Here is a 13,691-nt window from a genome sequence, read left to right on the forward strand (position 1 = left end):
TCGTGAGTTTATTCGACAAGAAGCATCTGGTTTCACAAGCTGATGCATTACCGGGACGCAACACCCCTATGCCTGTGGCGACCTTACACGCCGTCAATAACCATTCAATGACCAACGTTCCTGATGGAATGGAAATCGCCCTGTTCGCCATGGGCTGCTTCTGGGGCGTTGAGCGCCTCTTCTGGCAGCTGCCCGGCGTTTACAGCACCGCGGCCGGCTACACGGGCGGTTATACGCCGAATCCAACCTACCGCGAAGTCTGCTCCGGCGAAACCGGTCATGCGGAAGCGGTCCGCGTGGTATATGACCCGACGGTCATCAGCTACGAACAGCTCCTGCAGGTCTTCTGGGAAAACCACGACCCGGCGCAGGGCATGCGTCAGGGCAACGACCACGGCACACAGTATCGCTCGGCCATTTATCCGCTCACGCCTGAGCAGGACGCCGCCGCGCGCGCCAGCCTTGAGCGGTTCCAGCAGGCCATGCGTGAAGCAGGCGATACGCGCGAGGTGACCACGGAAATCGCCACCGCGAAGCCGTTCTACTATGCCGAGGACGATCATCAGCAGTATCTGCACAAAAACCCGTACGGCTACTGCGGCATCGGGGGCATCGGCGTCTGCCTGCCGCCACAGCTGGCCTGATTATTAACCGTTAAATCGTCACCCGTACCGGACAGCGCACGCTGTCCGGTCTGTTTTATGCCAAAAATGTGACCTCTGGCAGATTTACATCTCTTTACGCTATACTACCGCTGAAATAATCGGCTCAACGCTACGAGCTGACGTTCTACGTGTTTTCACACAAATGGTATCAACTCCCCTTCTGAGGATCTGGCGAGAAGCCGGATAAACTATGTTAAACAGTATTTTAGTAATACTTTGTCTTATTGCCGTCAGTGCATTTTTCTCGATATCTGAGATCTCGCTGGCCGCGTCCCGTAAAATCAAACTGAAGCTGCTTGCCGACGAGGGCAACATCAATGCCACCCGCATCCTGAAAATGCAGGAAAACCCCGGCATGTTCTTCACCGTGGTGCAGATTGGCCTTAACGCGGTCGCCATTCTCGGTGGTATCGTGGGCGATGCGGCCTTTTCTCCAGCGTTTTATAGCCTCTTTGTCAAATACATGTCCGCTGAGCTTGCCGAACAGCTGAGCTTTATTCTCTCCTTCTCGCTGGTAACCGGCCTGTTCATCCTCTTTGCAGACCTGACCCCGAAACGCATCGGTATGATTGCGCCAGAAGCTGTAGCTTTGCGTATCATCAACCCGATGCGCTTCTGTCTGTACGTGTTTCGTCCGCTGGTGTGGTTCTTCAACGGCCTGGCGAACGTGATTTTCCGCATCTTTAAGCTGCCAATGGTGCGTAAAGACGACATCACCTCTGACGACATTTATGCGGTGGTGGAAGCCGGCGCGCTGGCCGGAGTGCTGCGTAAGCAGGAACACGAGCTGATTGAGAACGTATTTGAACTGGAATCCCGTACCGTGCCCTCTTCCATGACGGGCCGCGAAAACATTATCTGGTTCGATTTACATGAAGATGAGCAGAGCCTGAAGAACAAAGTAGCGCAGCATCCTCACTCCAAGTTCCTGGTCTGTAATGAAGATATCGACCACATCATCGGTTACGTCGACTCCAAAGACCTGCTGAACCGCGTGCTGGCAAACCAGAGCCTGGCGCTCAACAGCGGCGTGCAGATCCGCAATACCCTGATTGTGCCGGACACCCTGACGCTCTCCGAAGCGCTGGAAAGTTTCAAAACCGCCGGGGAAGACTTCGCGGTGATCATGAATGAATACGCGCTGGTTGTGGGTATCATCACGCTGAACGACGTGATGACCACGCTGATGGGAGACCTGGTTGGCCAGGGACTGGAAGAGCAGATTGTTCAGCGTGACGATAATTCATGGCTGATCGACGGCGGTACGCCGATTGAAGACGTCATGCGCGTGCTGGATATCGACGAGTTCCCGCAGTCCGGTAACTACGAAACCATCGGCGGCTTTATGATGTTTATGCTGCGTAAAATCCCGAAACGCACCGACTCGGTGAAGTTCTCCGGCTACAAGTTTGAGGTGGTGGATATTGATAACTATCGCATCGACCAGCTGCTGGTGACGCGTATTGACAATAAGCCGACCGTACTGGTGCCGAAGCTGCCGGACGCGGAAGAGAAGGTGTCGGCGTAACGTTCCTGCCCCCACAAACATCAACGGCTCCCATCGGGAGCCGTCTTTTTAACTACCTACTGCATAGCACGTTGGTTAAGCCATCTCAGTTTGCAGACGCATAACCTGACGGTTGACTTCGGACATCACAGACAGGTGCTGTTTGTCCTTCACTTTTGGGACAAGGATCTTGCCCTTATCAAACTCAAAAGCGCCAACATCCTTGATGTACAACCGTCCACGGAACAGGATCTTCACGTACTTCGCCACCTGAAGCGGGTTGTAGCGTTGGAAAATTTTCATTCTTGTATCTCCTGCGAATCATACGCTCTTGCGGTGCCACAATCGGCCCGACTGTCCTGAGCGCAAATTTTGATGCCCAATGACTATAGACCAGAACTACGGTGTTACCCAGTGTGCATAAGTTTATTTACCGTTTGATTACAATTATTCAGAATAATCTTTGCAAAGCGTGATAGAGAGCAGTATAAGCCGTCGTTTTTTCATGGATATGTGCGTTCACCCGCAAACTGGCACTGGGATTGCGGGAAAACCACATTGATCGCACTTATGATTAAAAGCGTATGACCAAGTGGTCGGATCACCTGCAAACAATAAGGAAACGCCATGACCCTACGTAACATCCTTGCGGCAGCCTGCCTGCTGCTGCCCCTGTGGGCTTCCGCTCACAGCATTGAAAAAGGACAACGTGTACCGCCAGTCGGCATTGCTGACCGGGGAGAATTGATTCTCGACAATGATAAGTTTAGCTATAAAGCCTGGAATAGCGCGCAGCTCGCGGGCAAAGTGAGAGTTGTACAACATATTGCCGGTCGTACATCCGCAAAAGAAAAAAATGCCAGCCTGGTGGAGGCGATCAAGGCCGCAAAATTCCCTCATGACCGCTACCAGACCACCACGATTGTGAACACCGATGATGCCATTCCTGGCTCCGGGATGTTTGTGCGCTCAAGCCTTGAGAGCAATAAAAAGCTCTACCCGTGGTCGCAGTTTATCGTCGACAGCAACGGCGTGACGCGTAAGGCCTGGCAGCTTGAGGAAGAGAGCTCCGCGATTGTCGTGCTGGATAAGGACGGCCGCGTGCAGTGGGTGAAAGACGGCGCGTTAACTCAGGAAGAGGTGCAGCAGGTTGTCGCCCTGCTGCACAAACTGCTGGCTCAGTAAAGAGAGACGCGGAAGCCGGGGTTGAGGAATGATTCGCGCGGGGTATAGTCCAGCGGCTTGCCCTGCCAGTCATGGACATGCGCCCCGGCGGCCGCGGCAACGGCATGGCCTGCCGCGGTATCCCAGACGTTGGTTGGCCCAAAGCGCGGATAGAGCTGCGCCTGACCTTCCGCCACCAGGCAGAATTTCAGCGACGAGCCAATCGAGGTGGTCTGGTGTTCACCCAGCTGTTGCAGGTATTCCTCCAGCTCGCTGTCGCTGTGCGAGCGGCTAATCACCACCAGCGGTGGACGGGCATCGCGCACCTGGATCTGCTTGCGTACGCCGCACTCCTCCTTCCAGGCCTTCCCTTCTGCAGCGCTATACATCACCTTCATTACCGGCGCGTAGACCACGCCGAGCACCGCTTTACCCTTCTCAATCAGGGCAATATTGACGGTGAACTCACCGTTGCGCTTGATGAACTCTTTTGTACCGTCCAGCGGATCGACCAGCCAGTAGCGCTGCCAGTGCTGGCGCTCGTCCCAGCTTTGCGGCGCTTCTTCAGACAGAACGGGGATATCCGGCGTTAAGGCCTGCAGACCTTGCAGGATCACCTTATGCGCCGCGATATCGGCCGCCGTGACCGGGGAGTCGTCCGCCTTGCTGACGACCTCCATCGGTTTTACACCGTCATACACCTGCATGATGGCATCTCCCGCATCCCGTGCGAGCTGACAAATCTTATCTAGCATTTTCCACCTCTTTGTTAACGCAGTGAGGTTAACTCTTTGTTTTAGTTATATCGTAATGTGAACAATTCCGCTATCTGTGAAGCAATTCCGGTTTCAGGTCGCTTTTTTCTGTCAGGATTCACATTTCTGTAAGCAACAAACGATAGATACATACTCTTTTGTGGAACGGATCGAAAAAAGGACTCCTCTGATGATTAAGTTTAGTGCAACGCTTCTGGCGACGCTGATTGCAGCGAGCGTGCAGGCGGCGACGGTAGATCTGCGTATTCTGGAAACGACCGATCTGCACAGCAATATGATGGACTTCGATTACTACAAAGATACCCCTACGGAAAAATTCGGACTGGTACGTACAGCAAGTTTGATCAACGCCGCGCGGGGTGAAGTCAAAAATAGCGTGCTGGTGGACAACGGCGATCTCATTCAGGGCAGCCCGCTTGGCGATTACATGGCGGCGAAAGGTCTGAAGAAAGGCGAGATCCATCCGGTTTATAAAGCGATGAACACGCTGGACTATGCCGTCGGCAACCTGGGCAACCACGAATTCAACTACGGCCTGAAATACCTGCACGATGCGCTGGCCGGCGCGAAGTTCCCGTACGTTAACGCCAATATCATCGACGTTAAGACGCAAAAGCCGCTCTTTACCCCTTACCTGATTAAAGAGAGTGAAGTTGTCGATCGGGACGGTAAAAAGCAGACGCTGAAAATCGGCTATATCGGCTTCGTACCGCCGCAGATCATGACCTGGGATAAAGCCAACCTCGACGGCAAAGTGACCGTTAATGACATTACCGAAACCGCGCGCAAGTACGTGCCGGAAATGCGCGCGAAAGGCGCAGATCTGGTGGTGATTGTCGCCCACTCGGGTCTCTCCGCCGATCCGTATCAGGCCATGGCGGAGAACTCCGTTTACTATCTGAGCGAAGTCCCGGGCGTTGACGCGATCCTGTTCGGCCACGCTCACGCCGTTTTCCCGGGCAAAGATTTTGCCAGCATTAAAGGGGCGGATATCGAGAAAGGGACGCTCAACGGCGTGCCGTCGGTGATGCCGGGCATGTGGGGCGACCACCTTGGCGTGGTGGATCTGGTGCTAAATAACGACAGCGGCAGCTGGAAGGTGACGCAGTCAAAAGCCGAAGCGCGCCCGATTTACGACGCGGCGGCTAAAAAATCCCTGGCCGCGGAAGATAAAAAGCTGGTCGACGTGCTGAAGCACGACCACGACGCCACCCGCGAATTCGTCAGCAAGCCGATCGGCAAATCCGCCGACAACATGTACAGCTTCCTGGCGCTGGTGCAGGACGATCCGACCGTTCAGGTAGTCAACATGGCCCAGAAAGCTTATGCCGAACACTTTGTTCAGGGCGATCCGGATCTGGCAAAACTGCCGGTGCTGTCTGCCGCTGCGCCATTCAAAGTGGGCGGACGCAAGAACGACCCGGCAAGCTATGTTGAGGTCGAAAAAGGCCAGCTCACCTTCCGTAACGCCGCCGATCTCTATCTCTACCCGAATACCCTGGTGGTGGTTAAAGCCACGGGGAAAGAGGTGAAGGAGTGGCTGGAGTGCTCCGCCGGGCAGTTTAACCAGATCGACCCGAAGAGCAGTAAACCACAGCCGCTGATTAACTGGGACGGCTTCCGCACCTACAACTTCGACGTGATCGACGGCGTAAATTACCAGATTGACGTCACCCAGCCGGCGAAATATGACGGCGAGTGCCAGGCGATTAACCCGCAGGCCGAACGCATCAAAAACCTGACGTTCAACGGCAAGGCGATCGACCCGAATGCCACCTTCCTGGTGGTAACCAATAACTACCGTGCCTACGGCGGTAAGTTTGCCGGTACGGGAGATAGCCACATCGCCTTTGCCTCGCCGGACGAGAACCGCTCGGTGCTGGCGGCGTGGATCGGCGCGGAGTCGAAGAAGGCGGGCGAAATTCACCCGGCGGTGGATAACAACTGGCGTCTTGCGCCAATCCACAGCGATGCGAAACTGGATATCCGCTTTGAAACGTCACCGTCCGATAAAGCAGCCGCGTTTATTAAGGATAAGGCGCAGTATCCGATGAAGAAGGTTGCGACGGATGATATCGGGTTCGCGATTTATCAGGTGGATTTAAGCAGGTAGCGGTGATTGTGCCGGGTAAGGCGAAACCGCCACCCGGCTTTTACGCCGCACGCTCATCCCGATTCGCCATCACCTTCGGCGTATTGACTTCAATCCAGTCCGCCAGCGCGGCGACTTTCTCGCTCACCTCGATGCCCATCGGTGTCAGGCTATACTCGACGTGCGGCGGCACGACCGGATACGACACGCGATCGACAAACCCGTCCTGCTCCAGCGCCTGAAGCGACTGGGACAGCATCTTTTCGCTCACCCCGCCCATTTTATGGCGCAGCTCGCTAAAACGGTGCGTTCCTCCGCGCAGAGCCAGCAGGATCAGCACGCCCCAGCGGCTGGTAACGTGTTTAAGCACCTCCCGTGAGGGGCACTGTTCCGCGAAGAGATTGCCATCGCGCATTTGCTCGCTGAGCGTTGGGATCGTTTTTTTCATACTTACCTTTTTGTACGTACTTACTAAAAGTTAGCTATGGTGATAGTGTGCCACAACACCAGACAAACACGAAGGAGATTTATCATGATCGCGATTACCGGCGCTACCGGCCAGCTTGGCCAGCACGTTATTGAAGAACTGCTGAAAACCGTTCCAGCAAACCAGATTGTTGCCATTGTTCGTAACCCGGCGAAAGCTGAAGCGTTAAGCAATCAGGGTATTGTGGTTCGTCAGGCGGATTACACCGATAAGGCCGCCTTTACTGCCGCGCTGAGCGGCGTGGAAAAGCTGCTGCTCATCTCCTCCAGCGAAGTGGGCCAGCGCGCGACCCAGCACCATAACGTTATCAACGCCGCCAAAGCGGCAGGCGTGAAATTTATCGCCTACACCAGCCTGCTGCACGCGGATAAATCACCGCTGGGTCTGCACGTTGAACATGTCGCCACTGAAAAAGCGCTGGCGGCGTCCGGCATTCCTTATGCCCTGCTGCGCAACGGCTGGTACACCGAAAACTACCTGGCGAGCGCGCCGCCTGCGCTGGAACACGGCGTATTCATTGGTGCCGCAGGCGAAGGCAAAATTGCCTCCGCGACGCGTGCAGACTACGCCGCGGCGGCCGCCAAAGTGATCGCTGAAGAGGGTCATGCGGGCAAGGTATACGAACTGGCAGGCGACCACGGCTGGACATTGAGCGAGCTGGCGGCGGAACTGAGCAAGCAGAGCGGTAAACCTGTGGCGTATCAAAACCTGAGCGAAGCGGACTTTGCAGCCGCATTGAAGAGCGTGGGTTTACCCGCCGGGCTGGCGGATATGCTGGCGGACTCCGACGTGGGCGCGTCCAAAGGCGGCCTGTTTGACGACAGCCGTACCCTGAGCAAGCTGATTGGCCGCCCGACCACACCGCTGGCGGAGAGCGTCAAAGCCATTCTGTAATTGTTACGGATTGGTTATTTTTTGTGGCATCCCCTCGGGTCATCTCTGATAATGAAGCGATGACCCAGAGGAGGCTCACCGTGCAAGGCGTACCGGAACAGTTTATTGATGAGAGAGACAGCGCACGCTTTCGCCATCTGGCGCAGCTGCCGGGCCTTGAACTCTATCACGCGCATATCTCTGACTACGCCTTTGAGCCCCACACCCATGAAGCCTTCGGCATCGGCACCATCGAAACCGGCGCCGAACGCTTTCGCTATCGCGGCACCCAGCATCTCGCACCTGAAAAATCCGTTGTTACCATGAACCCGGACGAGATCCATACCGGGGAGTCCGCGACCGAAGACGGCTGGCGCTACCGGATGGTCTACATCGAACCCGATCTTCTGGAAGAGGTAACCGGCCTGCGCCACTGGTGGTTCAGCGACGTAACCCGTTACGACCCGCAGCGCTCTCAGCAGATCGGCAGGCTAATTTACGGCCTGTGGCATACGGACGATCCGCTGGCGCAAAAAGGCTTATTGCTGGATCTGATCGAGACCTTTCAGCCGCTAGCCCATCACGCGCCGGTGGTTCAGGAAGGCGCACACCGTTTCGAGCGCGTGCGCGAGTATTTGCACGACAACTATATGCACGCCCTGACGCTGGACGAACTGGCGAACGTTGTCTCGCTCAGCCCGTACCATTTCCAGCGCCAGTTCAAAGCCCATTTTCACGTTACGCCGCACCAGATGTTAATGGCCATCCGCCTGTGGCGCGCCAAGGCGTTTCTCACCCACGGTATGCCCGCCGCCGAAGTCGCCGCCGCAACGGGGCTGACCGACCAGTCGCATTTAACCCGCGCCTTCACCCGCCGCTACGGCATTACGCCCGTGCGCTACCAGAAACAGGTCACCCGGCGCTAATGCGCAATCTCATACAATACGCGCGCGTTTCCCCCTTCTAGACTGAGTGCAGAGTAAATCAATGTGGATGGAAAAATGATTAGCGGCGTGTTGTATGCCCTGCTTGCAGGTCTGATGTGGGGGCTGATCTTTGTCGGCCCTCTGATCGTGCCGGAATACCCGGCGATATTGCAGTCTACCGGACGTTATCTGGCGCTCGGGCTGATTGCCCTTCCTCTGGCATGGCTGGGGCGTACGCGCTTGCGACAGCTCAGCCGTCACGACTGGGGCACCGCGCTGGCGCTGACCATGATGGGCAATCTCATCTATTACGTCTGCCTGGCAAGCGCCATTCAGCGAACCGGAGCGCCGGTGTCGACCATGATTATCGGCACGCTGCCGGTGGTCATCCCCATCTTCGCGAATCTGCTTTATAGCCATCGGGACGGCAAGCTGGCGTGGTCGAAAATGATACCCGCCCTGGCCTGCACCGCCGTGGGGCTGGTGTGCGTCAATATCGCCGAGCTGCGCCACGGCCTGGCAGACTTCAGCTTATGGCGTTACGGTTCGGGGATCGTTTTAGCGTTCATCTCGGTCGCGTGCTGGGCCTGGTACGCCCTGCACAATGCGCGCTGGCTGCGGGAGAACCCGGATAAACACCCGATGATGTGGGCAACGGCGCAGGCGCTGGTCACGCTCCCCGTCTCGTTAGTGGGGTATGCCGGCGCATGCCTCTGGCTGGGTCATCAGCAGCCGGAATTTGCCCAGCCCTTCGGGCCAAGACCCTGGGTCTTTATTGGTTTAATGGTTGCGATTGCGGTGCTGTGCTCCTGGGTGGGCGCGCTGTGCTGGAACATTGCCAGCCAGAAGCTGCCGACGGTGATCTTAGGGCCGCTGATTGTGTTCGAAACCCTGGCCGGGCTGCTGTACACCTTCCTGATGCGCCAGAGCGTGCCGCCGCTGTTAACGGCCTGCGGGATCGCGCTGCTGGTGGTGGGGGTGGTGATGGCGGTAAGAGCGAAGCCGGAAAAACCGAGGGTCGTTCCGGCTTCGTAGATGTGAGTAATGCCCAGCGGCGCTACGCTTGCAGGGCCTACAAAACAGTAGGTCTGGTAAGGCGTAGCCGCCACCGGGCAAGCCTTTAAAACGTTTCCCAGTTCGCTTCAGACGCCGTCGCTGCTGGCTGCGTTTTTGGCACATAGGTTTTCACCGGTGCCGCTTTGACCGCCTGATTACGCGTTATTTTGAACACCGCTACCGCTTCGTTCAGGCGTGCAGCCTGATCTTCCAGCGCTGCCGCTGCCGCCGCAGACTCCTCCACCAGCGAGGCGTTCTGCTGGGTCACGCGGTCCATCTCGGCTACCGCCTGACCAACCTGGTCGATACCGCGGCTCTGCTCGTCAGAGGCAGAGGCAATTTCGCCCATGATGTCGGTCACGCGGGTAACCGCGTTAACGATTTCCGCCATCGTCGCGCCCGCTTCGTTCACCAGCTGCGAGCCGGCGTTCACGCGCTCGCCGGAATCATCGATCAGCGCCTTAATCTCTTTCGCCGCCTGGGCGCTGCGCTGGGCAAGCGTGCGTACTTCTCCTGCAACTACCGCAAAGCCACGGCCCTGCTCGCCCGCACGCGCCGCTTCCACCGCCGCGTTCAGCGCCAGAATGTTGGTCTGGAAGGCAATGCCGTCGATAACGTTAGTAATTTGCGCGATTTTACTGGAGCTGGTGGCGATCTCGTCCATGGTGCGCACCACGCCTTCCACCACGTTACCGCCCTTCTTCGCGGTTGAGGAGGCATCCAGCGCCAGACGAGACGCCTGACGCGCGTTATCCGCGTTCTGCTTCACGGTGGCGGTCAGCTGTTCCATGCTGGCTGCCGTCTCTTCCAGAGACGCGGCCTGCTGCTCGGTACGAGAAGAGAGGTCATTGCTGCCCGCCGAGATTTCACCCGCACCGGTATAGATGGTGTCTGCGCCTTCACGCACCACGCCCACGGTGTTCGCCAGCGAGGTTTGCATCTCCTGCACGTTGCGCGCCAGGATAGCCATTTCGTTTTTGCCTTCAGCCTGAATCGGCTGGGTTAAATCCCCTGCCGCGATGGCGCGGATATGGTTGATCACCTCTTCCAGCGGCAGCAGCAGCACCCGGCGCATGGCGATCCAGCTGGAGATAATCACCGCAATGACGAGGATCATGACGGCAGAGAGGATCCACAGGATGCGCTTGTAGTCGCTTTCGTTATCCTGAATGCCTTTACTGGTGAGCGCAGCCTGCGCCTCGCGCCACTCGCGATAGACCTTTTGCATTGCCGTCTGCTTCTGTTCTGCATTCTGCTTGAACATATCTTCCAGGTTGCCCTGGCCCAGCAGAACGTTCATTTGCGTCAACGTGGCGGAGTAGATGCGGTACTGCTCTTCCAGCCGATCGGCCAGGTTCTCATCCAGACCCGGGGTATTCGGCAGAGCGTAGTATTTGTCGTAATGGACCTGCGCATTGGCCAGCAGATTTTTCGCGGTGTTAACCAGCTCGTTCAGCTGTCCACCGTTAATCTGAGAGGCCATGCTGCTTTGCAGACGCAGCATCCCGCGGTTTAGCGTGACGCGCGCCTGGTTCAGGCTGATCCAGGCGTCGGTAAATTCCGCCACGTTCTGACTGGAAAGCTGCGACACGGTGAAGTTGTCTTTATCGTTATTCAGCGCGTTGATAAATATACCCGCGGAAATCACTTGCATGATGCCGAGCACAAGCAGCACCGAAATAAGAAGAGTAATGACTTTTATACGTTTAAACATGCGTTGCCTTTGTTATATGCAGGTTTGTCTGACGTGTATCTATCGGCACGCGCGGCGGGTTGTTTACTGTTTCTCCACCTTTAAAAACTTTCTAAACCACTTTCCTAAATCCATTCAGAGAGTTAAACGGGACATTTTTTTGTGATCCGCATCGCACTTTACCCCTTCCCTCTAAAGGGTTATAGCGCCGCCTTAAAGATGCATTTAATATGCATATTATATTTTTAATGACGAGGTAACTGCTATGGCCTTTCGCGACCAACCCCTCGGCGAGCTGGCGCTCTCCATCCCTCGCGCTTCCGCGCTGTTCCGTAAATACGATATGGATTACTGCTGCGGCGGTAAGCAAACGCTGGCGCGAGCGGCCTCGCGCAAGGAACTGGACGTGGAGGCTATCGAAGCGGAGCTGGCGCTGCTGGCTGAACAGCCTGTTGAAAAAGACTGGCGCACCGCCCCGCTCACGGAAATCATCGACCATATCATCGTGCGTTACCACGACCGCCACCGTGAACAGCTGCCTGAGCTGATCCTGCAGGCAACGAAAGTTGAGCGCGTACATGCCGACAAGCCTTCCGTGCCGCGCGGTCTGGCAAAATACCTGACCATGCTGCATGAAGAGCTTTCCAGCCACATGATGAAAGAAGAGCAGATCCTCTTCCCGATGATTAAACAGGGAATGGGAAGCCTGGCGATGGGACCTATCAGCGTAATGGAAAGCGAGCACGATGACGCGGGCGAACTGCTGGATGTGATCAAACACACCACTAACAACGTCACGCCGCCGCCGGAAGCGTGCACCACCTGGAAAGCGATGTACAACGGCATTAACGAGATGATTGACGACCTGATGGAGCACATCAGTCTTGAGAATAACGTGCTGTTCCCGCGGGCATTGGCGGGGGAATAAAAAAGCCCGGTGGCGCTAGCGCTTACCGGGCCTACAACGTCCTCGAACATAGGCCGGGTAAGCGTCAGCGCCACCCGGCAATATGCTTAACGCATGCCTGCCATCCGTTTCTTACCGATAAACAGCCAGCCCAGCCCCAGCGCGATAAACCACAGCGGCGTGACGACCAGCGCCTGACGGGTGTCATCTTCGAGCGTCAGCAGCACCAGCACGAACACGAAGAACGCCATGCACACCCAGCACATCAGCTTGCCCAGCGGCATCTTGTAGATCGACTTCTCATGCAGGTGCGGACGCTGTTTGCGGTACACGAGGTACGAGCACAGGATAATGGTCCAGACGAACATGAACAGGATCGCCGACACCGTGGTGATCATAGTAAACGCGCCAATTACGCTTGGGTTTACGTAGAGCATCACCACGCCACCCAGCAGGCACATGCAGGAGAAGGTCAGCCCTTTCGCCGGTACCGCACGTTTAGAGAGTTTCGCAAAGGCGCTCGGCGCTACGCCCTCCTGCGCCAGACCAAACAGCATACGGCTGGTTGAGAACACGCCGCTGTTCGCGGAAGAGGCCGCAGAGGTCAGCACCACGAAGTTAATCAGGCTCGCCGCAGCAGGCAGCCCTACCAGTACGAACAGCTCAACGAACGGGCTCTTGCTGGGCACCACGGAGCTCCACGGCGTCACGGACATGATGATGATCAGCGCGAAGACGTAGAACATGATGATACGCACCGGTATGGAGTTGATGGCGCGCGGCAGGGACTTCTCCGGATCTTTGGTTTCCGCAGCGGTCGTTCCGACAAGCTCAATCCCCACAAACGCAAACACCGCAATCTGGAAGCCCGCAAAGAAGCCGCTGATGCCTTTCGGGAACCAGCCGCCGTCATTCCACAGATGGGTGAAGGACGCCTGAACGCCCGTTGGCGACTGGAAGTGCGTCAGGACCATCACCAGGCCCACCACAATCAGCCCCACGATAGCGACAATCTTGATCATCGCGAACCAGAACTCCATCTCACCGAACATTTTCACGGTGGCGAGGTTGAGGCTCAGCAGCAGAATAATCACCGCCAGCGAGGCGACCCAGTCCGACAGCCCCGGGAACCAGAACTGCGCGTAAGCGGTAATCGCCACGACGTCCGCCATGCCGGTGACCACCCAGCAGAACCAGTAGGTCCAGCCGGTAAAGTAGCCCGCCCACGGGCCGAGCAGGTCCGACGCGAAGTCGCTGAAGGATTTGTATTCGAGGTTCGAGAGCAGCAATTCACCCATTGCGCGCATCACGAAGAAGAGCATAAAACCGATGATCATATAAACGAAGATGATCGACGGCCCGGCAAGACTGATGGTTTTGCCGGACCCCATAAACAGCCCGGTGCCTATGGCACCGCCAATGGCGATAAGCTGTATATGACGGTTTGTGAGATTGCGCCGTAGCGACTGTTCAGACGACGCCTCTTCTGCAGCGGCGACTTTGACCTGATCTACCATGTAATTTTTCCTGTTTATGCCTGTCTGT

Annotated in this window: 13 protein-coding genes; 8 read left to right on the forward strand and 5 right to left on the reverse strand. The window is 56.5% G+C overall.

Translation table 11 applies throughout. The annotated features are described in order from the left end of the window. The first annotated feature begins 2 nt into the window (after positions 1 to 2). Positions 3 to 644, forward strand: a complete 642-nt coding sequence (msrA, locus tag A6013_RS12735; protein WP_028015284.1) for a peptide-methionine (S)-S-oxide reductase MsrA — start codon at positions 3 to 5, stop codon at positions 642 to 644. 211 nt (positions 645 to 855) lie between these two features. Continuing rightward, positions 856 to 2,193 carry a hemolysin family protein gene (locus A6013_RS12740; protein ID WP_028015283.1) on the forward strand — a complete coding sequence of 446 codons (1,338 nt, stop codon included), beginning with the start codon at positions 856 to 858 and terminating at the stop codon, positions 2,191 to 2,193. A gap of 75 nt (positions 2,194 to 2,268) precedes the next feature. On the opposite strand, the gene A6013_RS12745 is transcribed toward A6013_RS12740, so the two are convergent. Beyond that, positions 2,269 to 2,475: a DUF1107 domain-containing protein gene (locus A6013_RS12745; protein WP_008501430.1), complete on the reverse strand. Its 207-nt coding sequence runs from the start codon at positions 2,473 to 2,475 to the stop codon at positions 2,269 to 2,271. 324 nt (positions 2,476 to 2,799) lie between these two features. Here A6013_RS12745 and A6013_RS12750 point away from each other — a divergent pair, with 324 nt between their 5' ends. Beyond that, positions 2,800 to 3,357 carry a YtfJ family protein gene (locus A6013_RS12750; RefSeq protein WP_028015282.1) on the forward strand — a complete coding sequence of 186 codons (558 nt, stop codon included), beginning with the start codon at positions 2,800 to 2,802 and terminating at the stop codon, positions 3,355 to 3,357. Here A6013_RS12750 and cysQ read toward each other — a convergent pair. Further along, positions 3,351 to 4,091 (reverse strand): 3'(2'),5'-bisphosphate nucleotidase CysQ, encoded by a 741-nt coding sequence (gene cysQ, locus A6013_RS12755; protein WP_028015281.1) that lies wholly within the window; start codon positions 4,089 to 4,091, stop codon positions 3,351 to 3,353. The genes A6013_RS12750 and cysQ overlap by 7 nt on opposite strands. 190 nt (positions 4,092 to 4,281) lie before the next feature. On the opposite strand from cysQ, the gene A6013_RS12760 reads away from it, so the two are divergent. Then, complete coding sequence (locus A6013_RS12760; RefSeq protein WP_047366991.1) at positions 4,282 to 6,225, forward strand: bifunctional 2',3'-cyclic-nucleotide 2'-phosphodiesterase/3'-nucleotidase; 1,944 nt, start codon at positions 4,282 to 4,284, stop codon at positions 6,223 to 6,225. 40 nt (positions 6,226 to 6,265) lie between these two features. Here the strand turns inward: A6013_RS12760 and A6013_RS12765 are convergent, their stop codons facing one another. Further along, a complete protein-coding gene (locus A6013_RS12765) occupies positions 6,266 to 6,652 on the reverse strand; it encodes a helix-turn-helix domain-containing protein (RefSeq protein ID WP_028015279.1) in 387 nt (128 codons plus the stop codon). Positions 6,653 to 6,736: 84 nt separating this feature from the next. On the opposite strand from A6013_RS12765, the gene A6013_RS12770 reads away from it, so the two are divergent. The 3 genes from A6013_RS12770 to A6013_RS12780 all read left to right on the forward strand — a co-directional run bounded on the left by A6013_RS12770 (position 6,737) and on the right by A6013_RS12780 (position 9,525). Next, positions 6,737 to 7,585, forward strand: coding sequence for an SDR family oxidoreductase (locus A6013_RS12770; protein WP_069733189.1), 849 nt, complete (start codon positions 6,737 to 6,739; stop codon positions 7,583 to 7,585). Positions 7,586 to 7,665: 80 nt separating this feature from the next. Then, positions 7,666 to 8,490 carry an AraC family transcriptional regulator gene (locus tag A6013_RS12775; protein WP_047366988.1) on the forward strand — a complete coding sequence of 275 codons (825 nt, stop codon included), beginning with the start codon at positions 7,666 to 7,668 and terminating at the stop codon, positions 8,488 to 8,490. A 75-nt stretch (positions 8,491 to 8,565) separates the two neighbouring features. Further along, a complete protein-coding gene (locus A6013_RS12780; protein WP_069733190.1) occupies positions 8,566 to 9,525 on the forward strand; it encodes a DMT family transporter in 960 nt (319 codons plus the stop codon). A gap of 85 nt (positions 9,526 to 9,610) precedes the next feature. Here A6013_RS12780 and A6013_RS12785 read toward each other — a convergent pair whose 3' ends face one another. Next, positions 9,611 to 11,260 carry a methyl-accepting chemotaxis protein gene (locus tag A6013_RS12785; protein WP_047366986.1) on the reverse strand — a complete coding sequence of 550 codons (1,650 nt, stop codon included), beginning with the start codon at positions 11,258 to 11,260 and terminating at the stop codon, positions 9,611 to 9,613. Positions 11,261 to 11,504: 244 nt separating this feature from the next. Here A6013_RS12785 and ytfE point away from each other — a divergent pair, with 244 nt between their 5' ends. Further along, on the forward strand, positions 11,505 to 12,167 hold the full coding sequence (gene ytfE / locus A6013_RS12790) for an iron-sulfur cluster repair protein YtfE (RefSeq protein ID WP_069733191.1): 663 nt from the start codon (positions 11,505 to 11,507) through the stop codon (positions 12,165 to 12,167). An 86-nt stretch (positions 12,168 to 12,253) separates the two neighbouring features. Here ytfE and cycA read toward each other — a convergent pair whose 3' ends face one another. Further along, positions 12,254 to 13,663, reverse strand: a complete 1,410-nt coding sequence (gene cycA / locus A6013_RS12795) for a D-serine/D-alanine/glycine transporter (protein ID WP_049138539.1) — start codon at positions 13,661 to 13,663, stop codon at positions 12,254 to 12,256. Between the last annotated feature and the right edge of the window lie 28 nt (positions 13,664 to 13,691).

Origin of the sequence: Enterobacter sp. IF2SW-B1 (assembly GCF_001743375.1) — a bacterium.
Lineage (GTDB): Bacteria > Pseudomonadota > Gammaproteobacteria > Enterobacterales > Enterobacteriaceae > Enterobacter > Enterobacter bugandensis.